This is a genomic window from Streptomyces albicerus (assembly GCF_008905045.1).
Taxonomy (GTDB): Bacteria; Actinomycetota; Actinomycetes; order Streptomycetales; family Streptomycetaceae; genus Streptomyces; species Streptomyces albicerus.
On sequence record NZ_VWMY01000023.1, the window covers coordinates 1 to 23,931 of the forward strand.

At 69.4% G+C, this 23,931-nt stretch carries 17 protein-coding genes; 8 read left to right on the plus strand and 9 right to left on the minus strand.

The window, feature by feature from the left end:
• Positions 1 to 200: 200 nt before the first annotated feature.
• Positions 201 to 1,769, minus strand: a complete 1,569-nt coding sequence (locus GAS53_RS21540; protein ID WP_151479296.1) for a S8 family peptidase — start codon at positions 1,767 to 1,769, stop codon at positions 201 to 203.
• A gap of 395 nt (positions 1,770 to 2,164) precedes the next feature.
• Here GAS53_RS21540 and GAS53_RS21545 point away from each other — a divergent pair, with 395 nt between their 5' ends.
• The 4 genes from GAS53_RS21545 (at position 2,165) to GAS53_RS21560 (ending at position 7,834) form a co-directional block, all read left to right on the plus strand.
• Positions 2,165 to 3,274: a threonine synthase gene (locus GAS53_RS21545; RefSeq protein WP_151479297.1), complete on the plus strand. Its 1,110-nt coding sequence runs from the start codon at positions 2,165 to 2,167 to the stop codon at positions 3,272 to 3,274.
• A 171-nt stretch (positions 3,275 to 3,445) separates the two neighbouring features.
• Positions 3,446 to 4,000, plus strand: coding sequence for an RNA polymerase sigma factor (locus tag GAS53_RS21550; RefSeq protein ID WP_225859021.1), 555 nt, complete (start codon positions 3,446 to 3,448; stop codon positions 3,998 to 4,000).
• Complete coding sequence (locus GAS53_RS21555; RefSeq protein ID WP_151479298.1) at positions 3,997 to 5,064, plus strand: hypothetical protein; 1,068 nt, start codon at positions 3,997 to 3,999, stop codon at positions 5,062 to 5,064. Before GAS53_RS21550 ends, GAS53_RS21555 begins: the two co-directional genes overlap by 4 nt.
• 139 nt (positions 5,065 to 5,203) lie before the next feature.
• Positions 5,204 to 7,834 carry a glycosyl hydrolase family 65 protein gene (locus GAS53_RS21560; RefSeq protein ID WP_151479299.1) on the plus strand — a complete coding sequence of 877 codons (2,631 nt, stop codon included), beginning with the start codon at positions 5,204 to 5,206 and terminating at the stop codon, positions 7,832 to 7,834.
• Here the strand turns inward: GAS53_RS21560 and GAS53_RS21565 are convergent.
• Complete coding sequence (locus GAS53_RS21565) at positions 7,831 to 10,041, minus strand: DEAD/DEAH box helicase (protein WP_151479300.1); 2,211 nt, start codon at positions 10,039 to 10,041, stop codon at positions 7,831 to 7,833. The genes GAS53_RS21560 and GAS53_RS21565 overlap by 4 nt on opposite strands.
• 130 nt (positions 10,042 to 10,171) lie before the next feature.
• On the opposite strand from GAS53_RS21565, the gene GAS53_RS21570 reads away from it, so the two are divergent.
• Positions 10,172 to 10,621 (plus strand): SRPBCC family protein, encoded by a 450-nt coding sequence (locus tag GAS53_RS21570; RefSeq protein WP_151479301.1) that lies wholly within the window; start codon positions 10,172 to 10,174, stop codon positions 10,619 to 10,621.
• A gap of 91 nt (positions 10,622 to 10,712) precedes the next feature.
• Here GAS53_RS21570 and GAS53_RS21575 read toward each other — a convergent pair whose 3' ends face one another.
• The 5 genes from GAS53_RS21575 to GAS53_RS21595 all read right to left on the minus strand — a co-directional run bounded on the left by GAS53_RS21575 (position 10,713) and on the right by GAS53_RS21595 (position 16,194).
• Positions 10,713 to 11,318, minus strand: a complete 606-nt coding sequence (locus tag GAS53_RS21575; RefSeq protein WP_151479302.1) for a phosphatase PAP2 family protein — start codon at positions 11,316 to 11,318, stop codon at positions 10,713 to 10,715.
• Entirely contained in the window at positions 11,315 to 12,496 is a 1,182-nt protein-coding gene (locus tag GAS53_RS21580) for an MAB_1171c family putative transporter (protein ID WP_151479303.1), read from the minus strand. Before GAS53_RS21580 ends, GAS53_RS21575 begins: the two co-directional genes overlap by 4 nt.
• A 10-nt stretch (positions 12,497 to 12,506) precedes the next feature.
• Positions 12,507 to 13,133: a hypothetical protein gene (locus GAS53_RS21585; protein ID WP_151479304.1), complete on the minus strand. Its 627-nt coding sequence runs from the start codon at positions 13,131 to 13,133 to the stop codon at positions 12,507 to 12,509.
• A 155-nt stretch (positions 13,134 to 13,288) separates the two neighbouring features.
• Entirely contained in the window at positions 13,289 to 13,819 is a 531-nt protein-coding gene (locus GAS53_RS21590) for a helix-turn-helix domain-containing protein (protein ID WP_151479305.1), read from the minus strand.
• Positions 13,820 to 14,703: 884 nt separating this feature from the next.
• Entirely contained in the window at positions 14,704 to 16,194 is a 1,491-nt protein-coding gene (locus tag GAS53_RS21595; protein WP_151479306.1) for a RodZ domain-containing protein, read from the minus strand.
• Between the two features lie 710 nt (positions 16,195 to 16,904).
• Between GAS53_RS21595 and GAS53_RS21600 the strand changes: the two genes are divergently transcribed.
• Together GAS53_RS21600 and GAS53_RS21605 are read left to right on the plus strand one after the other, a co-directional pair.
• A complete protein-coding gene (locus tag GAS53_RS21600; protein ID WP_151479307.1) occupies positions 16,905 to 17,132 on the plus strand; it encodes a type II toxin-antitoxin system VapB family antitoxin in 228 nt (75 codons plus the stop codon).
• Positions 17,133 to 17,549, plus strand: a complete 417-nt coding sequence (locus GAS53_RS21605; protein ID WP_151479308.1) for a PIN domain nuclease — start codon at positions 17,133 to 17,135, stop codon at positions 17,547 to 17,549.
• Positions 17,550 to 17,831: 282 nt separating this feature from the next.
• Here GAS53_RS21605 and GAS53_RS21610 read toward each other — a convergent pair whose 3' ends face one another.
• Together GAS53_RS21610 and GAS53_RS21615 are read right to left on the minus strand one after the other, a co-directional pair.
• Positions 17,832 to 18,998: a serine/threonine-protein kinase gene (locus GAS53_RS21610; protein ID WP_151479309.1), complete on the minus strand. Its 1,167-nt coding sequence runs from the start codon at positions 18,996 to 18,998 to the stop codon at positions 17,832 to 17,834.
• Positions 18,995 to 20,764, minus strand: a complete 1,770-nt coding sequence (locus GAS53_RS21615; protein WP_151479310.1) for a hypothetical protein — start codon at positions 20,762 to 20,764, stop codon at positions 18,995 to 18,997. Before GAS53_RS21615 ends, GAS53_RS21610 begins: the two co-directional genes overlap by 4 nt.
• 117 nt (positions 20,765 to 20,881) lie before the next feature.
• On the opposite strand from GAS53_RS21615, the gene GAS53_RS21620 reads away from it, so the two are divergent.
• Entirely contained in the window at positions 20,882 to 22,792 is a 1,911-nt protein-coding gene (locus GAS53_RS21620; RefSeq protein WP_151479311.1) for a P-loop ATPase, Sll1717 family, read from the plus strand.
• Positions 22,793 to 23,931: the final 1,139 nt, after the last annotated feature.

A 23,931-nucleotide genomic window follows, 5' to 3' on the forward strand; every position in this document is an offset into this window, starting at 1 on the left:
GAGGACGAGGCCGTTCAGGCCGATAGCGGGGGTCTGGGGGCGCAGCCCCCAGGGGACGGGAACGGGTAGGGGCGGCGGGGGCGAAAAACCCCGCGCCGACCACCCCCGCTCACGCCTCGTCCTCACGGCGGGCCCGGGGCTACGGCCCGGAACCGTACCGCGAGGACGAGGGGACTACTGAGTTGCAGTCCGAGGAGCAGTCAGAACTGCAGGCCCCAGGAGTTGATGTACCCGGTGTCGAGCGAAGCGTTGTCGCTCACCCGCAGCGTCCACGTCCCGTTCGCGACCTCGGACGAGGCGTTGACCGTGTACGTGGTGTTGATGTTGTCCGTCGAACCGCCCGTGCCGTACGCCTTCAGCGTGTAGGCCGTCCCGTCAGGGGCGATCAACTGGACCTGGAGGTCGCCGATGTACGTGTGGACGATGTTCACCGGCACGCTCAGGGCCGCGGGCGCGTTGCCCGTGACGCCGCTCACCGTGACCGGGGAGTTCACGGTGGAGTTGTCGGCTATCGCGTAGTCCGCGGTGTTCTCGAAGAGCTCACCGGTCGGCGGCGGAGTCGTACCGCCGCTGCCGACGCGCAGCAGACGGTTCGGCGAGCCGGTGCCGGGGCTGGTGACGACTCCGGTGGTGGCGGAGTTGACCAGCGAGGTCTGGACGGCGGCCGGGGTCGCGGTGGGGTTGTCCGCGAGATGGAGCGCGGCGGCTCCGGCGACGTGCGGGGTCGCCATCGACGTACCGGAGATGGTGTTGGTCGCACTGTCGCCCGTGCCCCAGGCGGAGGTGATGGAGGAGCCGGGGGCGAAGAGGTCCAGGACCGTGCCGTAGTTGGAGTAGCTGGCCTTCGCATCGGTGCTGGTGGTGGCGCCGACAGTGATGGCCTCGGTGACGCGGGCGGGCGAGCGGGTGCTGGCGTTGGTGGTCTCGTTGCCGGCCGCGACGGCGTAGGTGACGCCGGAGGCGATGGAGTTGCGTACGGCGGTGTCGATCGCGGTGTCGACGGTGCCGCCAAGGCTCATGTTGGCGACGGCCGGCTTGACGGCGTTGCTCGTCACCCAGTCGATGCCCGCGACCACCTGGGCGGTGGTGCCCTGGCCCGAGTTGTTGAGGACGCGCACGCCGACGATCTTCGCCTTCTTGGCGACGCCGTACGCCGTGCCGCCGACCGTGCCGGCGACGTGCGTGCCGTGGCCGTGGCCGTCCTGGGCGGTGTTGTCGTTGTCGACGGCGTCGTAGCCGTAGGAGGCCCGGCCGCCGAAGTCGGTGTGGGTGATGCGGACACCCGTGTCGATGATGTAGGCGGTGACGCCCTCACCTGCGGTGTCGTCGTAGGTGTAGCTCTGGTTCAGCGGGAGGGCCGCCTGGTCGATGCGGTCCAGGCCCCAGGAGGGCGGGCTGGGCTGGGTGGCCTCGATCGAGAGGATGCGGTTCTGGACGACGGAGGCGACGGCCGGGTCGGCGGCGAACTGCTTCGCCTCGGCCTCGGTGGCCTCGACGGCGTAACCGTTCAAAGCCTTCTTGTACGTACGCTCGATCGTGGCGCCGTACTCCTTCGCGAGGGCCTTGCCCTCGGCCGAGCCTGCCTTCGCGGCGTCCGCGTGGAGCGTGACGATGTAGCTGTTCGCGATCGCGTCGGGCGCGCCCGCGTACTGGATCCGGCCTTCGGAGTCCGCGGCGGCGTTCGCCGGGAGGGCGGAGACGAGGCCGACGACGAGGGCTGCCGTGCCTATACCGGCAAGTCTTCGCCGGGCATGACGCATCACTGCCATCTGAGGGATCCTCCTCAATCGGTGGTGCGCTGGTGGGGGGTGGTACGGATGGGGCACACACGGTGATGCGCAGGGATAGCATGGTCATGCCAAGTCATTCGGCACGCCGACCCTGCGCTCAGCCGAAAGATTGAGGCTTCCACAGGAATTGCACAAGAGCCCTGCACAGACGTAACGCAGCTGCCATATGCCAGTCATGACACAACGTCCTCAACCGGTGCGTCCAGGGTCTGCCCGGCGGATCACGCCGGAGACGCGGGGTCCGGCCCGCCCATCTGCGGCGTTGTCACCGGTCGCCGACTCCCCCTCCGAGCCGATCCACCCTGATCCGACCTGATCCAGCTTGATCCGACTTGATCCGACTTGATCCACCGGACAGACCCTAATCTGCGCACATGACTCCATTGCCGGATTGTTTCTGCCCGGTGGACGGCACGCGCGTCCCCACGGACTCGCTCGCGTGGTGCTGCCCGGTCTGCCGCGGCCCGCTCGACCTGGACTTCGCGCCCACGCCGGCCTCGCTCAAGTCTCTTGCGGGGAGGGTGAATTCACTCTGGCGGTACGCGGAGTGCCTGCCGCTGCCGACCCCCTCGGTGTCGCTCGGCGAGGGCCGCACCCCGCTGGTCCCGCTCAAGGAGGGAGTTTCGGCCAAGCTGGACTTCCTGATGCCGACGCTCTCCTTCAAGGACCGCGGGGCCGCCCTGCTCGCCGAGCTGGCCATGCGGCTGCGGCCCCGGCGGGTCGTCGCGGACAGCAGCGGCAACGCGGGCACGGCGATCGCCGCGTACTGCGCAAGGGCCCAACTGCCCTGCACGGTATACGTCCCTGACGGCACATCGGCGAAGAAGCTGGAGCAGATCGGGGCACACGGGGCCCGCCTCGAAGTCGTACCCGGCGACCGGGAGGCGGCCGCGCGGGCGGCCCGGGAGGCGGCGGACGAGGAGGGCACGTTCTACGCCTCGCACGTCTTCAACCCGTATTTCCTGCACGGCACGAAGACCTATGTCCACGAGCTGTGGGAGGACCTAGGCGGGCGGCTCCCCGAGGTACTCGTCGTCCCCGTCGGCAACGGCACCCTCCTGCTCGGCGCGGCCCTCGCGGTCGCCGAGCTGCACGCGGCGGGCATGATCGACCGCCGCCCCGCCCTGTACGCCGTCCAGTCCGCCGCCGTCGCCCCACTCGCCCACGCCTGGCACGAGGGCGCGGACGACCTGGTCGGCGTCACCCCGGCGGCCCCCACCTTCGCCGAGGGCATCGCGATCCCCCGCCCGCCGAGGGCCCGCCAGATCCTCCGCGCGGTACGCGACTCCGGCGGCACCTTCTTCACAGTGACAGAGGACCAAATCCGCCACGCCCAACGGGACTTGGCCTCCCGCGGCCTGTACGTGGAGTCGACCGGGGTCGCGTGCTGGGCGGCGGTACGGGAGGGAGCACTGGGGTCGCGTACGGCGGTGGTACCGCTGTGCGGGGCGGGCCTGAAGACGGGCTTGGCGGGCGCCCCGTAAGGGGCGCGGGGCGGTGACATTGTGCGGCTCCGCCGCGTGGGCGCGACCAGCCACAACGGACCCGCAGTTTCCGTACCCCACCCCCCACCCCGGACTCCCGCGAACGCTACCCACCACTTCCACCAAGTAGGGAGTGAGACCGCCACCCGACGGTCCGGAGACGGAGACCCCGTGACCACACACCTGGACGACGAGGAGCTACTGACCCGCGCCGCACGGCACCCGGCAGCCTTCGAGCCCCTGGTGGCACGCCACTCAACAGCCCTGCACAGCTACTTCGCGCGCCGCGCGCCGGCCGTCGCCGACGACCTGCTCGCCGAACTGTGGCTCCAGGCCTACGCGACCCGGCGCGGCTTCGACCCCGGCAGGGGCCCCGCACGGGCCTGGCTGTTCGGCGTGGCCAGAAACGTACTGTCCGCGCACTGGAGACGCCTCGCGGCGGCGCGAGCCGACGTCCCGGGGACCGCCCGCCACGACGACCCGTGGGAGGCGGTCGACGACCGTCTCGACGCCGCGGCGGTGGCACCCCGGCTGCGCGCTCGGCTCGCTCAGCTGCCGCCCGAGGAACGTGAGTTGCTCCTGCTGGTCGCGTGGGAGCAGCTGACGCCCACGGAGGCCGCCGCGGTGGTCGGCATACCCGCCGGGACGGCCCGCTCCCGGCTCCACCGGGCCCGTAACCGCATGCGCGCGGGCACCCCTCTCAAGCTGACTGGAGACCTGGCATGAGCGAGCGCGACGACTTTCTCGACTTTCCCGGAGCGGACGAACTGATCCTGGCGGGGCGGGTGGCGCCCCCGTCGGCGGAGCGGACGCGGGCCGTACGAACGCTGCTGGCGCAGGCGGCCGAACGCGACGCCCGGCTGTCGCGCACCTCGGACACCACGGTCGTGCCGGACGCCCCGGAGACGGGCGCGGAGGTCGTACCCGCCGCCGCGCGCCGCGACGGACCGACGGCCGCGCTCGCGCCGCCGCCCGACGGGCCGGTGGTCGTCCTCGCCGCCCCCGGACCCCTCGGAGAACCGGGCGCCGCCACCCCCCGGCGTTCCCGCGTCACGCGCCGCCGCCGGGTCCTGATCGCCGCGGCGGCGGTGGCCGCGATCGCCGTCGGCACCGTCGCCTACCCCGTGCTGGACGTGGGCGGAAAGCAGGCGTCGACAGCCTCGGCGGCCTCGGCGTTCCTGAACGACATGGCGGAGGTCTCGGAAGACGCCCCGGCGACGCAGGCGAAGTACTGGAAAGTCCATGCCGAGACGGTCAAGGGGGGCAAGCCCCGGGCGGAGACCTGGTACGTCGACCGTGCGGGTCGCACCTGGATCGTGGACGCGAAGGGCAAGGCGAGCGAGTGGGCCGAGAACCACGCCAGGTGGCGGGTGGGTGGCCGGTACCTGACCTGGCCCGAACTCGACAGGCTGCCCACCGACCCGAACGCGCTGGAAGCCCGCTTCGCGAAGGACCCCGAAGTGCGGTTCTCCGAGGTCGTGAATCTGCTGGAGTCGTCGCCCGCGAGCCCCGAGCTGCGTTCCGCGCTCTTCCGCGTCATCGCGGAGATCCCCGAGGTGACGCTGACCCCTGGGGTCAAGGACGGCAGGGGCCGATCGGGCACCGCGATCACGAAAGCGCAGAAGGTCATCCGCCACGCTGTCAACGGGGGCGAGCGGACCTACTTCTGGTACACCGTGCGCTACGTCATCGACCCGAAGACCGGCCGCATGCTGGAGTCGAGCGGCACGCCCGCGGGGGAGAATCGCAGCACATGGCTGGAGTCCGGCCCGGCCGACCGAATCAGCTGACCCCGGCCGACCGCATCGGCTGACCCCGGCCGACCGCATCGGCTGATCCCGGCGGCCCGGATCCGCTCCGGCCTCCGTACGTGGGACGCCCCCGGCGCGCGTGCCGTGCCGGGGGCGTCCGCCGCCGCAGAGTCGGACGGTGATCCTTCGCCGTCTGCTCGCCCCTCTCCTCACCGCCGCGCTCCTCCCCCTTCCCCAGGCATCCGCCGCGCCCGCCGCCGGTCCCGCCGAGTGCTTCCCCGGCGACCCCACCTGGTCCCCCACGGCGACCGAGGTCGACCCCGAGGACACGCACCACCCCTACGTCGGAAACGGCTACCTCGGCACCCGTGTCCCGCCCGCCGGCCAGGGCTACGCCGCGTCCGGCGACAAGACGGGCTGGCCGCTGTACACCCCGCGCTACGACGGCGCGTTCGTGGCGGGGCTCTACGCGCAAGGCCCCGAGAACACGGCGGGCCGCGAGGCACTGGCCGCGCTGCCGACGTGGACGGGCCTCGACGTCACGGTCGGCGACGAGACGTACGGCAAGGGAACGTACGACACCCGGGACCGGATCAGCGACTACCGCCAGACCCTCTTCCTGCGCTGCGGCTTCGTCCGTACGTCGCTGACCTGGACGACCTCGGACGGCCGCCGCACCGACCTGACGTACGACGTCCTCACCGCCCGGGACGCCCCGCACACCGGAGCCGTACGCCTCCGCCTCACCCCGCACTGGAACGGCGAGGCGACGGTCACCGACCGCATCGACGGACGCGGTGCCCGCCGCATCACGCAGTCGGGCGGCGACGGCGGCGGCGGACGGCTCGGGGAGCGCACGGTCGGGGTGGCGTTCCGGACGGACGGCACGGGCGTCGAGGGCGCGGTGGCGTCCACACTGGACGCACCTGGACGCCCGCAAAAGACAGGCCCGGCAAGGGACTTGAGTGCCCGCCAGTCGGCGCACCTCCGCGTCCGCGACGGTCACTCGTACGACATCACCAAGTACGTAGGCGTCGACACCTCCCTCACCTCGCGCAATCCCCGAGCCGCCGCGCAGGCCGCCTCGGAGCGTGCGGCCGGGCGCGGCTGGAGTGCGCTCGCGGGCGCCCACACAGCCGCCTGGATCCGGCTCTGGTCCTCGGACATCGAGGTGCCGGGCCGCCCGGACATCCAGCTCTGGGTGCGCTCGGCGCAGTACGGGCTGCTGTCCTCCGTACGCCGCGGCGCCCGTCACAGCATCGCCCCCGCCGGGCTGACCAGTGACAACTACGCGGGCATGATCTTCTGGGACGCCGAGACGTGGATGTTCCCCGGGCTGCTCGCCACCCACCCCGAGCTCGCCCGCCCGATCCTCGAGTACCGCCACCGCACCCGCGCGGCCGCCGCCGACAACGCCCGCAGGACCGCGGTCAATGGCCTCTTCTACCCGTGGACGAGCGCGAGTCGCGGCCGCCTGTGGACCGAGTGCCAGAGCTGGAACCCACCCCACTGCGTCACCCAGAACCACCTCCAGGGCGACATCGCGCTCGCCGCCTGGCAGTACCACCTCGCCACGGGCGATCGGAACTGGCTGCGCGACCGCGGCCTGCCTCTCCTCAAGGGCCTTGCGGAGTACTGGAGTTCGCGTGTCACGGCCAACCCGGACGGCACGTACTCCATCAAGGGCGTCGCGGGCCCCGACGAGTACAGCAACGGCGTGAACGACGGCGTCTACACGAACGCCGTCGCGGCGACCGCCCTGCGCGCCGCGGTCTCCGCCGCGCGCACGCTCGGTACCTCCGCCCCCGCCGACTGGACGCGGATCGCCGACCGGCTCCGCATCCCGTACGACCCGGAACGCAAGGTCTTTCTCCAGTACGCCGGTTACGACGGTTCGCAGATCAAGCAGGCCGACACCGTGTTGCTGATGTATCCACTGGAGTGGCCGATGCCGGCCGGCGCCGCGTCCGCGACCCTCGACCACTACACGGCCCGCACGGACCCGGACGGCCCGGCCATGACCGACTCCGTCCACGCCATCGACGCGGCCGCGATCGGTGAGCCGGGCTGTGCGACGTACACCTTTCTGCAGCGCGCCTACCGGCCCTTCTCCCGGGGCCCGTTCGCCCTGTTCTCCGAGGCACGCGGCGACAAGGCGGGTGCGGGCGACGCGCTCGCGGGCTCCCCGGCCCAGGACTTCCTGACCGGCAAGGGCGGTTTCCTGCAGGTCTTCACACACGGCCTGACGGGTCTGCGGCTGCGCGCGGACGCGCTCCGGCTCGATCCGCTGCTGCCGCCCCAACTCGCCCGCGGCGGCGTGCGGTTGCGGGGGCTCAGGTGGCGGGACCGGACGTACGACATCGAGATCGGGCCACGGACGACGACGGTCCGGCTGACCTCCGGGAGCCCCTTCCCGCTGGAGACGCCTCAGGGGCGCTTCACGGTGGACGGCTCGGGCGTCGACCTCAAGACGCGTCGCCCCGACCTCACCCCGACGGACGACCTCGCGCGCTGCCGCCCGGTGACCGCGACCTCCGCCGAGCCCGGCCTGTACGCGGAGGCGGCGGTGGACGGCAACCCGGCCACGGCGTGGCGGCCCGCGGCGGCGGGCGGCGCGCCGACCGTGGATCTCGGCAGGGCCCGGAAGATCTCAACGGTCACCGTGACGGGCACGCGCGCGTACGCCCTCACGACGTCGGCCGACGTCAAGCGGTGGCAGCCGTACGAGCCGAGTACGAAGGCGCGATATGTGCGGATCACACCGAAGGGCGAGAAGCCGGGAGAGGTACGGGAGTTGATGATCCGTTAGATGGGGCTGACGGCGAGTCTCTGCTGCTCTTCCTCCACGATGCGGCGGGCGAGCGTGCCGTCCGACACGTCGACGGCGTCCGGGGTCGCCTCGGCGACGTCGCTGCGGCGGGCATAGGCGTCGAAGAGGCGGGTCTTGCTCTCCAGGATGCGCAGCAGCCGGTCGTCCACGCTGTCCGTGGCGAGGAGGCGGTGCACCTGGACCGTGCGGACCTGGCCCATGCGGTGGGCGCGGGCGACGGCCTGATGCTCCAGAGTGGGCTTTACCTGCGGTTCGCAGAGGATCACCACGGACGCGGCCTGGAGGTTGAGGCCGACACCGCCTGCCTCGATCTGGCAGAGCAGCACGGCGTGGCCGGGTGCGGCGGTGAACTCGTCGACGAGCTGCTGCCGGCGGGCAGCCGGGACACCGCCGGCCAGCGGCCCCAACACCCGCTCCCCCAGGGCCTGTTCGACGGTGGCGAGGACGTCCCGGAAGTAGGAGAAGACGACCACCTTCAGGTCGTTCGCGGCGGCTTCCGCGACGAGCTCGCGCAGCCGCTGGAGCTTCGCCGACTTCTCGGCGTGCGCGTACGCGGCTCTGCGCATCGCCATGAAGTTCCCTGCGCCGACCGCCTCGCGGTAGGCGTCCTGGTCGGCGGCGCTGAACTCCTCCCACTCGTCGACCTGGACCAGCGCGGGCAGTTCGGTGAGCACGTCCTGCTGATTGCGCCGCAGATAGGCCGGGGCGACGGACTTGCGGAACGTGTGCGGGCCCGCGACGGCGTCGCTGCTCTGGATCCTTGGCACCAGCTCGGGCTGGAGGTAGCGGACGAGGGCGCGGAACTCCTCGACGCGGTTCTCCATCGGCGTACCCGTGAGGAACAGGACGCGCTCGCACAGGTCGGTCCATCGCGCGACGGCCCGGGAACGGCGCGCGTCGGGGTTCTTGACGTAGTGGGCCTCGTCGACGACGAGGGCGGCAGGGGCTTCGGCCGGACCTTTCGCGTATTTCTTCGGGTTCGGCAGGCTGTGGAGTACGTCGAAGGTGGTGACCGCGATGCCGCCGCGCTCGCGCCACTCGGCATACGCGTCCTGCCGGTCGGGGCCGTGCACGGGCACCGCGCGCAGGGTGCTGCGGGAGCGGATCTCGCGCGTCCAGTTGATCAGTACGCTCGCCGGGCACACCACCAGGAAGTGGCTGTGCCCGGCGGCGGCGAGGTGCGCGAGCACGGCGATGGCCTGGACGGTCTTGCCGAGCCCCATCTCGTCGCCGAGGACCACCCGGCGCTGGGCGAGCGCGAACCGCGCGCCGAAGGACTGGTAGCCGCGCAGCGAGACCCGGCGGTGTGTGTCGTCGAGCCCCTGCGCGTGCACGCGGTCCGCGACGGCGGACGGCAGGAATCCCTCGGCGGCCGCGACGTCGGGCGCGCTGCCGGCGATCTCGGCGAGCTGGCTGTAGTACTCCGTGGACCGCAGCTCGAAGTCCACCCACGCCTCGGCGTCGGACGCGGACTCCCGCAGCAGGTCGGTGGAGGCCTGCGTGAGCAGCAGGTGTACGTCCTCGGCGACGGCGTCGGCGGTGAGCGCGCGCAGCTCGGCGACGGCGGTGAGCGCGCGATCGCGCTTCGCCGTGCTCGCGAGGCCCGTGAGGGCCATCCGCAGCCGCCCGGTGGCGGGCCGGGCCGCCGGAAGGAGCGCGGTGACCTTCCGCCCGATCTCCTGGGCGGCGTCCACGGCGCGGCGCAGTTCGGGTCCCGCCTCGACGAGCCGGCGCAGCGCGATGACGAGGGCGGTGGTCCGCGGCTCCGGATGATCGACATCGATCCGCACCGACACGGTCTCCTCGACCGCGCGCGCGATCTGCCGGGCGGCGGCGAGCGCCTGGTCGGCGGTCTGGGCGCCGACTCCCGGTATCTGCCGCAGCTCGTACCGGCTCGCCTCGAACACGGCCCGCACGCTTCCGAGCCCCGCCGTCTCGAGGGCCCCGAGCCGCAGCCGCCCCTCGGTGACGTCCTTCAGCCGGGAGACGGGGATGCCCTCCAGCTCCTCGGCGACCAGCTCGGCAAGGACCGGCGCCAGGGCCGTACGCACCTGGTCGAGTGCCCGGGCGTGATCGTCGAGCACGCCCCGCGCGAGCCCGTACAACCGCTCGGCCCGCGCGACGATCCCACGCGCCTTGCGCCCCACCGGTACGGGGCTGCCGACCGCCCCCTCACCCTCCGCCATGACGCCCCTCGTGTGCTGTACGCCTGCTGTACGCCGCGATGAGCGGACATCCTGCCACGGGCCACTGACAGCCGACCCTGCCGGATCCGGAGTGGGACCATTTACACAGGAGACCGACAAAGGAGGAGGAATGTCCGCCATCAAGGAGAGCGTAGACATCTCTCGCCGACCCGAGGACGTCTACTCCTACGTGATCGACCCGTCCCACCTCACCGAGTGGCAGGAGAGCGCCGTGTCCGTGGTGCCGCTCGGCGACGCCCCGCTGAGCGTCGGGTCGCGCATGGTCGTGACGCGGCGCATCGGCCGCCGGATATTCCCGATGACCATGGAGGTGGTCGAGCTCGACCCGCCGCGCAGCTGGCACATGCGCGGCGTCGACGGCCCCGTCCGAGGCGATGTCCACGGCACGATCGAACCGCTCGGAGACGGCGAACGGTCCCGCCTGACGATCGACCTCGACTTCGAAGCCCACGGCAGGGGCAAGCTCCTCGTCCCGCTGGTCGTCCGCCCGAACGCACGCAAAGAGGTACCGAGGAACGAGCAGAAGCTCAAGGACGTACTCGAAGGCAGCGCCGCGTAGGCGGCAGGGGCCCGTTGGTTCGGGGTCGGGTACGGGTTCGGGGTCGGGGTCGGGTTCGGGTTCGGGTTCGGTCAGGCCGTACTACATCCCGTCACCGCAGCAGCTCGAACGTCACCCCCGCCACCACCCCGCCCAGCACCGCTCCGGCCACGACCTGGGCCGGGGTGTGGTCGCGCAGTGCGATGCGGGACCAGCCGACCAGGGCGACCAGGGGGTAGACGGCCAGCAGCCAAGGGCCGTAGTCGAGGGCGAGGATGGCGATGCTGCCGGAGGAGACGGCGGCGTGGACCGATATCTTCCACGCGAAGGTGATGGCCATGAGGACGACCAGAGTGGAGACCATCGCCGCGATGAGCGCGATCATGGCCGACGGGGCGCCCAGGAGGCTCATCAACAGGGTGCCGGTGGTGACCGAGCAGATGATGAAGATCATGACCACGAGCCGCTGCTGCCGCTCGCCGAGGTGACGGTCGGCCCAGGTGCCGCGCCGGACACCGAGCTTGATGAAGAGCACCGGGATGACGGCCGCGAACAACGCGCCGAACAGCCCCCAGCCGACCCCGGTCAGTCCGTCGGTGTGCCAGCCGACGACCAGGGTGACGACGAGGATCCAGTTCTTCGGCTCGAAGTAGTCGGTGACGAAGCGGGCGGCGCGGGACTCCGGCGGAGCGGCTGAAACGGTTTCGGTGCTGGTCACTGGTGGGCTTTCTGCTGGGCGGAGCGGTGGCTGCCGTCGGTGCTGTGGGTGCGGACGAAGTCCCGTACGGTGTCGCCGGCCCGGGCAGCCTCGATCCGCCGGAGCCATTGGGCCTCGACTTCGAGGTCGAGGGCAGCGTCATCGCCGGCGGAGCCGACGTCGCGGCGCTGGACGGCGTCGTCCGGGGCGCGGCCCGCGAGCTTGGCGTGGCGGGCGGTCTCGATCCAGCATGCCTCCGTGATGTCCCGCCGGGCGGCGGGCGCGACGGCGTCGGCGGCGTCCCGCTGGGTGGCCGAGACATACGGCTGGAGGGCGAGGATCGCGTCGCGGATCTCCACGACTCGGCGGTGCAGCCGCATCCGCAGCTCCCGGCGCCGCAACTCCTCGCCCAGCACGACCTCGGGGACAGCGCCGGTCAGGTCCTGCCACAGGGGGTGCAGCGCGCGCAGGTACCGCCAGTGCCGGGCCGCCCGCCAGGCCACTCCGACGGCCGGGACGGAGCTGCCGACGAGGATCAGGCCGATGGCGGCATGCTTCATCGCGTCGGTGACCGTGCTCGCGTCCGCGTCGCTGTCGGGTCCGGCCACCTCGGTCAGGCGCAGCACGAGGTAGACGGCGCGGGACAGCGCGTAAGCCACCCCGGCCGCCGTGCCCGCGCCGAGCAGCCGCAGGCCGGTGCGCAGCCAGCCCGCGCCCGCGTGGCGGCTGGAGCCCCAGAAGAGCCAGGTGGCCATGGCCATCGCCGTGGCCAGGTAGGCGAACCAGACGAGCAGGTAGGCGGTGGCCGGGACGGATCCGGCGCTGCGGTCGAAGAAGTCCTCGGCCTCGGTCCGGCGCGGTACGAAGACGAACAGCACGGTCAGCACGGCCATGGTCGCCCCGACGGCGGCCATCCGTCGCCGTACCCCGGTACGGCTGTGAGGCCGGGAGATGACGTAGACGAACTCCAGGACGGCGGCCGCCGCCGTGAGGCCCAGGTAGTGCTTGAGCAGGGTCGACAGGTTGTTGATGCCGATGCCGTCGTCGATGGCGTGCATGATGGCCGGGCGGCGCAGGGTCATGGCGAGGGTCAGCGCGGCGAAGGCGATCCACAGGGTGCGCTGCTTCGACGACCGTACGGCTGCGGGAGCACGCCAGGCGGCGACCGTCCACAGCAGGACCAGAACCACGGTGGTCATACGCGCGCCCTCACGATCTGCGGTCCCGGGGGGTGTCTGTGGAGGTGCGGATGGGGTGGCCGAGCGCGTCGCCCAGCCGTTCCAGCACGGGGTTCGTGGTGGCCTCGCGGTCGAGGATGCGATGACTGAGGATCGTCGCCAGAAGCTCGGCGTCCTTCTCCTCGTTGTCGCTGTAGCTGGTGCGCCCGAGGATGTGCAGCACCTGGTCGAGGTCGATCCCGAGGCCGTCCTCGTTGTCTTCGCAGTCCTCGGTGTCCGGCAGCAGTCTGGTGGCGTACGCGGGCCGGTCGGCATCGGGCGCGCCGTGGCCGAGGAGCAGATGGGCGAGCTCGTGCAGCACGATCTGGAGCTTGTGCAGGGCGCTGGTCGCCGGCTCGTAGAAGATCAGGTCCGCGCTCTCGGTGGCCACCAGAACCCCGCAGGGCATGCTGCTGTCCGGAGCACCCTCCAGTGCGACCAAGCGCAATGGACGGCTCCTCTGAGCCGCGATGCCCTCGCACAAGGCGTCGAGGTCGAAGGGGCGCGGGATGGCGACCACGTCGGCGGCGGCCTCGCAGCGGGCGCGGCGGCGCGTGATGTACATGCGGTCCTCGCTGGCCGGGCAGACCTGGGCTGGCCGGAAGTCCCGGGTGTCCATGACATTTCGCCGAAGCGTTGTGCGCTAAACAGGTTGTGCGCTAAACAGAGCGAACGAATTCCGTGTGAGCCTAAGCGATGGCGTGCGCATGCTCAAGTCACGCCATGTCGGCTGTGCGGCACATCGATACATTCCGGCCGCGAACGGCTCGCACCTCAGGACTTCGTGTCCCGCGCGCGGCCGGGCGGCGGCTCCGGCAGCCCCTCCAGCCTGCGCGCCTGGTCGATCACGCCGCGGATCGCCTGGATGCTTCCGGCCGACAGGCCGTTCATACGCAGCGCGACGTCCCGTACGTCGCTGTCCTCCAGGATCTTCACCAGCTCCCGCTGGGCCCGGGTCAGCTCGACCCGCTCCTTGATCCGGGCGAGCTTGGCGTCGACCCGCTCGGCGACCGCGTCGTCGAAGAAGTAGGTCACGGGGACGCCGAAGAAACCCGCGATCACGGTGAGGGTACTGACCTTCGGATCGACGATCTCGCCCTTGCGGATCTTCTGGATCGTGGCATGCGACACCGTCGGCCCGTCCGGCCCGGCCTTCGTGCGGATCCCCTCGGCGATCTCCATGTAGCTGAGCGGGCCCCGGTCCGCAGGATGGACGGTGCCGATCAGGTGGTCGAGTTTCTGGGCGATGGTGCGCCCGCTCGCCGGATTCCGGCTCTCCACCCGATCACCCCTCGCTGCTGACATCGCCGACACCACTGCTCGCCCTCGGCGGCCACACCTTCACTGCGCGCCTTCACTGTGCACCGAAGTTTACGGAGGAGGATAGCGGCACAGGTACGTAAAGTTCGATTGACAAGCCGGAGGAAGTTTCGGCATGCTGGCACAGGCTCGTAAAACAAAGTAGACGGCGCCCGCGTGCGGTCCAAAACGGGGGAACGCATGCCGCGCCGTCGACCACGGGGGCGAGTCACGGGGGAGGGGGTCGGGTCGGGAGCGTGGGGGCGCTCCCGACCCTGTGTGGGGTGCGGTGCGCGGTGCGCCCATCATGGGCGATCACTTGGGGATGGGAAGCCCCCTGAAGGAAAGCCCGAGGCGGCAACTGATACCCCGGTACCGCGACCGCTGCACGGGCAGTTCCCCACCGCTGTGATGGACACACTGGCCGCAGCTGACGTCCTGCTGGACCGGCTGTACGCGACCGGCGAGGTCCTGCACGTCGACGGGGGCACCTCACCCTGATCCCGGCGGAGCTCAACTCCGTGACGCCGATCGCCGGCTTCGTCGTCTTCGACGCCGAACGTTTCGCCGTGGGGCACGCGCGGGCCAAACGGCCTGCGATATGGCTCGACACCGAGAAATCCGTCGCCCGGCGGACACCTCAAGGCCAATACGTGGCCCCGGCCTTGGGGCGTGGAGGTCTTCACTCACGCCCCAAGGGGACGGTCGCGAAGTTCACCACTGACGGAGAGCACCCCCATCCCCACCTCTCGCCCCCAGTCCCCCACGATGGACTGGCCGCCGGGCCAGCAGCGTCAGGAGCGCATCATGCTCTCCGCCCCCTCAGCACCCCAATGAGCCGGGCGACACCAACCGCGTCGTCCAGCCGGACGCGGCGGGCTGGCTGCTCGCTAGTCGTTCTTCGTGTAGGTCAGGCGTTCAACCTGGCCGGGCAGGGAATCGTTCTGAATCTTCTTGCCGTTGACGACGAGCTGGACGGCGCTCGCATCGCCGAGGACGAGGTCGATGCGTTCCTTGTCCGTGAAGGTTTTGGTCTCGCCCCGTTTGAGTACTCCGTCGAAGAGCAATCGGCCATTGGCGTCCTTGGCCGAGACCCAGCTCTGTCCGCCCTCGCCGCTGATCAGCACCATGACCTCATCCTTGGGCGTGCCGGTGATCATGCTGTCTGCGGGGGTGGATTCCGGCGCGGGCGACGATGCCTGCCGCGACCCCGACGGCGAGGCGGAGGGAGTGTCGGTGCGGTCGTCCTGGTGTGTGTGGTAGACCGCGCCGCCGACGAGCGCACCTGTCGCGGCTGCGGCCGCGAGCGCCATGAACAGGAGACGCCTGGGTGAACGCTTGGCCCTGATGAGCCCGAGGGTGCCGTCGGTGCGGATCTCGTCTCTGGCAGGCCGGATGCCTTGGCTGCCGAAGCCGACAGTGAGTGCGCTACCGCTGTGCATCCCGGAACCACCGGGGTCGTCCGCAGGGGTGAAGGCGGCCTCAGGGCTGTCCGTACCGCTTGCTTCCCCGGCCGGGGACCGAGAGCCCGCGGGCAGGGTCGGCATCTGCTCCCCCGGGGCGGTCGGCGTCGGCGTGTACGGAGCCGGGCCGGGCAGAAACAGGTCCAGGAGCCCGTCGGGCGTGGGCCGGCGAGCCGGGTCCTTGGACAGACAGTCGGCAACCAGGGAGCGCAAGCCCTGCGGCACGGCGGACAGGTCCGCGGGCTCGTGCACCGAGCGGTACATCAGCCCCATGGGCGTGCCTGTGCCGAACGCACTGCCGCCTGCCGCCGCGACCAATACCGCGCCGAGTGCGAACACATCGGCAGCGCCGCTGACTTCGAGGCCCTGCGCCTGCTCGGGGGCCAGGAAACCGGGTGTGCCGAAAGCTGCTCCAGTAGAGGTCAGCCGAGTGGACTCCACCGCCCGTGCGATGCCGAAGTCGAGGACCCTGGGACCGTCCTCGGCCATGACGATGTTTCCGGGCTTCAGGTCGCGGTGTACGAGGCCACAGCCGTGGATGGCCTGCAGAGCCTCCGCCAGGGCGGCACCCAGCAGCCTCAGGCGGTGCTCGTCCATCGGCCCTTGATCCGCGAGCAGCCCGGACAGGGTGGGGCCTGGGATGTACGCCGTAGCCAGCCACGGCGCTTCCGCGTCCGGGTCGGCGTCCACGACCGGGGCCGTGTGGAAACCACCGACTCTGCGGGCGGCATCCACCTCGGCACGGAACCGATCACGAAAGTGCCGGTCACTGGCCAACTCCGGGCGTGCCACCTTGACGGCCACGGCGCGGCCACCACGCGACCGGGCCAGGTACACCGTGCCCATGCCACCCGCACCCAACTGCCGTTCCACGGTGTAAACGCCGATACGCTCCGGCAGGTCTGTCCCGGACCCCATGTGCTGCACGCCTCCCCCGCTGCGACAGGTCCACCAGTATGACCGCGACGGCCGACGCCACGCGGCTGTTCGGTCACCGGCCGGACGGCACCCGCGCCAAGGAAGGCCGTTCGTAGAAGCGGTGAGCTGTGTCCCCTTGCCCGCCGTGACCCGGAGTGATGTTGCCAGGCCGAGAAGACCAGCGGTGGATCGCTGATGGATCACTGGCCTTGCGTCTGCGTCAGATCAACGACCTCCCGGGCCCCGCCGACCGGATCTTGCAGGTGCCGAACGGGTCCCGGGCTGGGCATATCGCTCGCTACGCTTCCGCCGCCGCCCACCCGGCCCATCCTGGCCTTCCAGCCACGCCGACCGAACCAGCAAAAATCCAGCATCCGGAAACCCCACCCGGATTCAACTACCTGACGGCACGCCCCGACCTGCACAAACACTGCGCCGCACCCAGGCCTTGAACGTTCCGCCGCAACGCACGAATGCGAGCGGTGAATCGCTCCCTGACCTGCACAAACGCAGGCCAGGTGGGCGATTCGACGCGGAACTAGACGTTGAAGCGGAACATCGACGACTCCGCTACGACCTGCGGAGAATGCCTTACACGTAAGCCCGATCCAGCACGGATCCAGCAAGCGTCAGACCGTCGAGACCGCCTCAAATCGACACCATTCCATGTTAGAATATGGTGTCGTTTTGATGGGTGAGAGGAGTCGCTGATGGCTCGAACCATGATCGACCTAGATGACGAGATGGTCGCACAGGCCAAGGAGATCTACGGAACGAAGACCAAGGCCGCTGCGGTACGGGCCGCGGTGGAGGACGCCGTCAAGCGTCACCTTCGACAGCAGTTCATCGATGCCGTCAAATCAGGCGAGCTCGACTTCAGCGAGATCGTCGAGGAGACCAAGGTGACCGACTCTGCCAGGGATGCGAAGGCTGCCTGAGTGAGCGTCCCGTTCCTCGCCGACAAGTCCGCTCTCGCCCGCTGGCACCGGCCGCTGGTCGCCGCCGCCCTTGACCCGCTCCACGAACGCGGCCTGCTGGCGATCTGCCCCGCCGTCGAGTACGAGCTCATGTACAGCATCCGCGGCAAGAGCGAAGCCCCAGCCGTGACCGAATGGCTGCGCGGCTTCGACTACCTCTACGGTGACGACTGGGTCTTCGACCGCGCTCTTGAGGTACAGCGCGCCGCGATCGAGCGGGGCTTCCATCGAGCATTATCCCTCCCCGACCTGCTCGTCGCCGCGACCGCTGAGCGCAACGACGCCATCGTGCTCCACCACGACGCCGCCTACGACATGATCACAAGCATCACCGGACAGCGCTGCCAGTGGGTCGTAGAGCCCGGAGCCGCGGACTAGCCTGGCGCCGACCGGCCAATCCTGAGGGCTGAAGTTCGCGCTCCTCCCGGTTCTGCGTGGGCGAGCTCGCGCAGAACCGGTTCGGTCGTCCGGCATCATGTCGCGTGATCTTGTCCGTGATATCCACCGTGCCCCGCCGCCTCCTGTCACTGCCCGCACTCCTGCTGCGTGGGGGCATCTCCAAGGAGGTGGATCTGCTCGTGCTACGCCACGACTGAGATAGCCGACCGGCGTGGAGAAGTGCCCTCCCCTCAGCGGTGTTCACTCGGCCCGCCCTGCCGATCAAGCAGGTGCGGCGATCCAGCGGGCCATGGCGTCGAATGCGTTCAGTGCTCGGAGGTCGGTCGGGCCGAAGAAACGCTTGCAGTCCTCTCCGAGCGTCTCGTACTGGTCGGCGGCGCCACGGGAGTCACCGGACTCCCCCGTCAACTCCGCGAGGGTGAAACGGGCTTCGATGACGGAGGAGTGATACTCCCCGTTTTCGGCGAGGAGGTGCCGAATACGCTGCTCCGATTCCCGGATCCGCTCAACGTAATTCGTGTTCACGTGCGGTGTGCCGACGGGCCCGAGTTGTCCGGAGCCGTCCGTATCGGCGTCAGGGGTGTGCTCGACCTGCCTGATGAGGCGGATCACCGCGCGCGCGTGCTGCGGTCGCTGCGAGGGCTTCTTGGCCAGCAGCGCCATGACCAACTGACTCAGCTCCTCCCGAATGCCCCGGCGGACATTGAGCGGAGGCGCCGGGTGGTGGCGCAGGTGCATGACACCGACCTCCATGATGTCGGCACCGCGGCTGGCGAACGGCGGGTTCCCGGTCAGCATCTCGTACATCACACAGCCGAGGGAGTAGAGATCGCTGAGATGGTCGCCGGGGCTGCTCTCCCAGCGCTCCGGTGCCGCATACTGCCAGGTGGCGCCAGCGCTGCGCGTCTCGGACATGTCGAGGAGGCGGGCCAGTCCGAAGTCGACTATCTTCGCGTTACCCCGTTCGTTGATCATGATGTTGGCCGGCTTGATGTCACGATGCACGACGTCGACGTCACTCGCGTCCGCGAGCCCCTCGCAGACCTGCACGGACCAGCGCACAGTCTGTTCCAGGGTCAGGGAACTCCCATGCCCCATATACCCGTCCAGTGAAGTGCCATCGACATACTCCATGACCAAGTACACCTGCCCCTCGTCTTCTCCTCGGTCGTGGATGGCAGCCACATAGGGACTCTGGATCCGTGCCATGGACTGCCACTCCTTCTCGAACCGTGCGCGCATGTCCTCCGTGAGCGACGCCTTGCGGTTCCGCTGCCCCATGCGGATGCGGTCCATGTCGAGGAGCTTGACCGCGACGGGTCGATCGAGCTTCCTGTCGTACGCGAGCCAGACGTGTCCCATGCCGCCGTTCCCGAGGCGGCCGTCCAGACGGTAGCGGCCGTCGCCGAGCAGACGCCCGCCCGTCATGCGTCCGCCTCCCCGTCTCGGACGGGGCTCCACTCCTCCAGAGCCACCGACGAGCGCAGTCCGATCCGCCAGTCGTCCAGCAGGGCATTCAGTTCCGCGACGGCCTGCCCGAGCACATGCGCCGCGTACAGTCGCTGGCGGTCGCCAGCCTCGCGCACGCTGCGTTTACGGAACGGCACATGCGCTATGCCACCGAGTCCCACAAGGATGAGCGCTCCCATCAGGACCGAGAACATCAGGATGAAGCCCCCGCTGACGAACGGCACGATGAGCGCCCCGTCCACCGCGGCGAGGAAGCAGGCTCCCCCGGTGAGCGTCCAGGCCGGAACGATCGACTCGACCTGCTCGTGCGTCCGCCGTTCCACATGCTCCGCCAGATCGTCCGCCTCCCGGACCACGTCAAAGACCCGGGACGGATCCGTGGAGTACTCGCAGGACCAGTCCTCGATCGAGAGGGTGATCGTCTCTGGCAGCAGGGATCGTGATGTTCTGGCCATCGACACGGCCGCCGTGCGCACGCTCTCCCAGACACAGTCCAGGGCCAGCCGCCGGGCGGGCACGCCCAGTTGGAGCAGCTCGGGTTGGAAGACGGCCCGCTCCAGCAGCGTCACGAAGTCGAGCCGTTCGTTCTCCGGTGTCGACTCCTCGGCCTCCGCCTCGGCGACTTCCACGTCTCCTTCCTTGTCGATCAACGCGCGCAACCGTGCCATACGGTCCTGGAGTTCCGCCTCATCCGGTTCGAGCTGGTCGATCAGGTGGTCCAGTGCGCTGTCCGTGTAGTGGCCCTTGTGGGCGGGCTGATCGCTGACTGTGGGGAAGGACTCCAAGTAGGTCAGCGTGCCGTCGAGTGCCGTTGCAGTTCGCCAGCCGCTCTCCAGCCCGGGCCACTGCAGGCCGGTCAACTCCCGCAGGGCGGCGAAGCGGTCGCCGGAGATCTCCTTCTTCCCGAGCTCCATCAGACGGCTTCCCCACGGGGCCAGATGCGGGCTCGACGGGAGCGCACGTGCGGTCTGGAAGGCCGACCGGTCCTCGCGGAACCAGCGGGCCATGGCCTCACGGGCATAGGTGTACGCGTCGTACCCGAGTTCGGCGTTGGCGATGGCCTCCAGCACCACGGGGAACTCCGAGCCGAGGTCGTCGCGGTCGAGCGAGTTGAGGTAGCGGTCCATCCAACCCGCTGCCTCGCTCAGCCGGCCCTGGCGCGAACAGGTGAGGGCGAAGAACAGTTTGGCCTTGGCCGAGTCGAGCCACACCGCGTGCGCGGTGGCTCGGGGGACGATCGTCGCCGCCGCGTTATGCCGGGCCGCCACCGCCATGATCGCCGGGGCGAGCCAGTAGGTCGGCTCGGCGAGGAACTGCTGCCGGACGCAGACATCGATCGTGTCCTGGTCGACGAGCCCACCGGCCACCGCGTGGGCCGTCAACGCGTGGGTGAGGCCGCGCGCCAGAGCGCGCACACGTTGCCGGTGGGCGAAGTCCGCCTTCCAGACGACGGTCAGCTGCGTCAGCTCCGACTGGGCGTTGGCCACGATCTGGTGCCGACCGTAGCGCTCCACGAAGTCGTTCAGCACGTCGTGGGTCGCTGTCACCGTTTCCTTGACGGCATCGATCTCGTCGCATGCCGAGGACAGCGACTTGGCGATCCCGTCGTTCTCGCGCCGCAGCACCGTCAACTCGACGTGAAGTGCGCTCGAGTCCGTGCGCAGCGAGGTCAGGTCGGCGCGCAGTGGCGCCAGTAACTCCTCGAGATCCTGCTGTTCGTCCATGACGCCCCCCGATGCCGGCCGACGAAGACGCGGCCTGTTTACCGAGACAGTTCCCCACCAACGCGCCTAATCTTCCTATGAGTTGATGATTTACGCATCGCCGAGGGGGAGAGCATCATGGAGCACGAACCCAATCCGATCAGCGACCTGTTCTTCGGCCGCGACGATGCCGAGAACGACCTGACGGCCGGTCTGCTCAATGGCATGGTCTTCCGGCCCACGTACGCCTACCGGCAAGCCCTCTCCGGCCGCACATCACTGATCATCGGCCGCAAGGGCGCGGGCAAGAGCGCGATCTGCCGCCAGCTCGCCACCCCGAACGGCCATCCTGGCACCACGGTCTTGATCACCCCTGACGACGCAGCCGGTGACGAGATCCGGCGGTTCGAACTCCAAGGAGTCTCCGGAGACACCGCCAAGTCCCTGATCTGGCGCTACGTCTTTGCCGTCCATGCGGCGCGGTATCTGTGCGAGCATGCGCGAGCCGCCCACGGCTGGCGCGCCCGTACATCGGTGCGGGCACTGCGCGGTTTCCTAGAGGCGAATGGCGAGACCGATGAAGAACGCCTGTACGACAGACTTCGGCGAGGGGTCCGGGGCCTGCAGTCGGCGAATCTCGCCCTCAGGGCGTTCGGCATCGAGGCGGAGGTCGGTCTGAACGGCTCCTCCGAAGGAGCCCGCGCCAGCCGGCAGCTGGAGGTTCTGGAAAACGGCGTAGCGGCGGCCTTTGCCGAACTCGGCTGTGCCGGAGCACATACGCTGCTCTTCCTGGTCGACCGGCTCGAACAGGTCTGGACAATCGACCCGGACAGTCACGCTCTGGTCACCGGGTTGCTCCTGGCGAGCAAGCAGGTCACGGGACGGTACGGCAGCGCCGTGCGCTGCACGCTCTTCCTGCGGGCGGACATTTACGACACGCTCAGCTTCGGCGACGCCGACAAGTTCCACAGCGACGAGCTGCGGATCACCTGGACCCAAGAGGAACTTGCGGACCTCGCGCTGGCCAGGGCGGCGGCCTCACTCAAGAGAGAGCTCACTCCAGAGCAACTGTGGGGTCAGTTGCTCCCCTCGACGGTGTCCGGTGAGCCGACGGACGAGTACCTGTTCCGGCGGGCGCTGCCGCGCCCCAGGGACACGATCCAGTTCCTCAACGTGTGCCAAGGCGTCGCGGACCAACGGGGCCACCGGCGGATCACCGAGGAGGACGTACTCACCGCCACCGGACAGTTCTCCCGCTGGAAACTCACGGACCTGGCCAGGGAGTACTCCGTGACGCATCCTTTCCTCAGCCGACTCTTCCTCCTGTTCGAGAACTACGGATACGTGGTGATGCTCCCGGCACTCGCCACTCGGTTCGAGCCCCACCGTGAGCGGCTGCAGCAGGACTTCGCCGACTACGCCGAGAGCCTCACCACGCAAGGAGTACTGGACGTCCTGTTCGGAATCGGCTTCCTCGGTGTCAAAAGAGGCCACAAGGTCGTGTACTCCGACGGTGTTCAGGTACCCCCGCAACCCGGCGAGGAGGAATTCCACGTGCATCCTTGCTTCCGGCCCGCACTGGGCGGACTAGGCCCCGTGGACCTGACGCCGTACAGCCCTAGTCGGAACCGGAACATCTATGTCGGCAACGCGCTGGTCCAGGCCGCGACGGGTTCGGACGTTTCTTTCGGCATCAGCCGCGGCTCTCAACTGCTGGACGATGTCGTCCGTGCCTGCGAACGGCTGCTGCGCCAGCTCATGCGGGCAGGGCTGCCGGACGACATGCGAGCCGAGGTGCAGGCCCGGATCGGCCACGTCCTGGACGGCGCCCGCCGCGCCCGTGAGGACCTGAGGAACGGAGTACCGGTCGATGTGACAGACCATGTGCTCGCAGCGTCGGACTTCCTGGGAAACCTGGCCACACAGCTGGGTGAGCACGGCATCCGCGACGAGCCCATCACCCGCCGCCTGGAGGACGAGGCCCGGGCACTGATCCGATCGGCCGGCGGTGCGGTGGGCGGTGGCAGCGGATCGGCTTCAGCCCCGTGACCCGTCCTCGATCCATCGACCGGTCGGCACCCCGCACCAAGGAAAGACGGTCGCAGTACAGGTGAGTTGCTCCGTCGGCGACAGTTCCACACGGAGCGGCTTCATCAGCATGGCAGCCCTTCCTCCAGACCGTGGACTGCACGGAGATCCGCAACCCCGAAGACCGCCGCCTGAGGTTCCCGAGACGCGGGGAACCTCAGCCCAGCGCATTCCGGCCTTCCAGCCACACCGACCGAACAGCAAAAATCCAGCAACCGGAAACCCCGCCCAGATTCAACTACCGGACGATAGCGCCCCGACCTGCACAAACACTGCCCCGCATCTCACGAACCCAGGCCTTGACCGTTCCGCCGCAACGCACGAATGCGAGCAGCAAATCGCCCCCTGACCTGCACAAACGCAGACCAGGGGGCGATTGGACGCGGAACTAGACGTTGAAGCGGAACGTGGTCGGCAGCGCAATGACCTGCAGAAACAGCCGCTCTCGGAACATGATCCAGCAGGGATCCAGCTACGGGACCGCGGTACACGCTCGGCGTCGTGGAACAGCAGCCGGATCAGCCCCTCCTCCTGCCCTTGGCCGCGCTGGGCGAATACCCGCCGACCCCGGCCGCCCACCGTGACCTGATGACAGCTCTCTTAAGTCTCCGGGTCCTGACGCAACTGCCGCCACTCCGAGATAGGTCTTATGACCGGCCCTCCAACGGTCCTAGCACCACAGACGTAAGCTAGCCAGCGGAACTCTTCACATGGAAATGCTGGCTCCCCAGATGAGTCGACCCATAGCAGTACCCCATCATCGGAAACTGGGGTGGCATCCCACCATGCCCAACCCCTCAACTGCGGGTCGAAGCAGAAGAGCCAGTCCTGAAGGTCCCATGGCTCTTCGCCTCGACGGAAAACATACTCACGGGCCCCCGAGGAAGCCAACTGGTCTCGGCCCACAACAACAGCACCGCGAGTCACTTCTGCGAACCAATCCGGAATGAGGGACTCAGGGAGACTCTCCGAATCGAATTCGACCTGATTCGCCGTACGGATTGCTCCAGACAAGACAGCGCGGAGTCTAGCTACATAGCTGGTCGCGTCCACGCTGACGTCGACCAGGAACGTAGCGAACACCGGCGGGCCTTCACTTC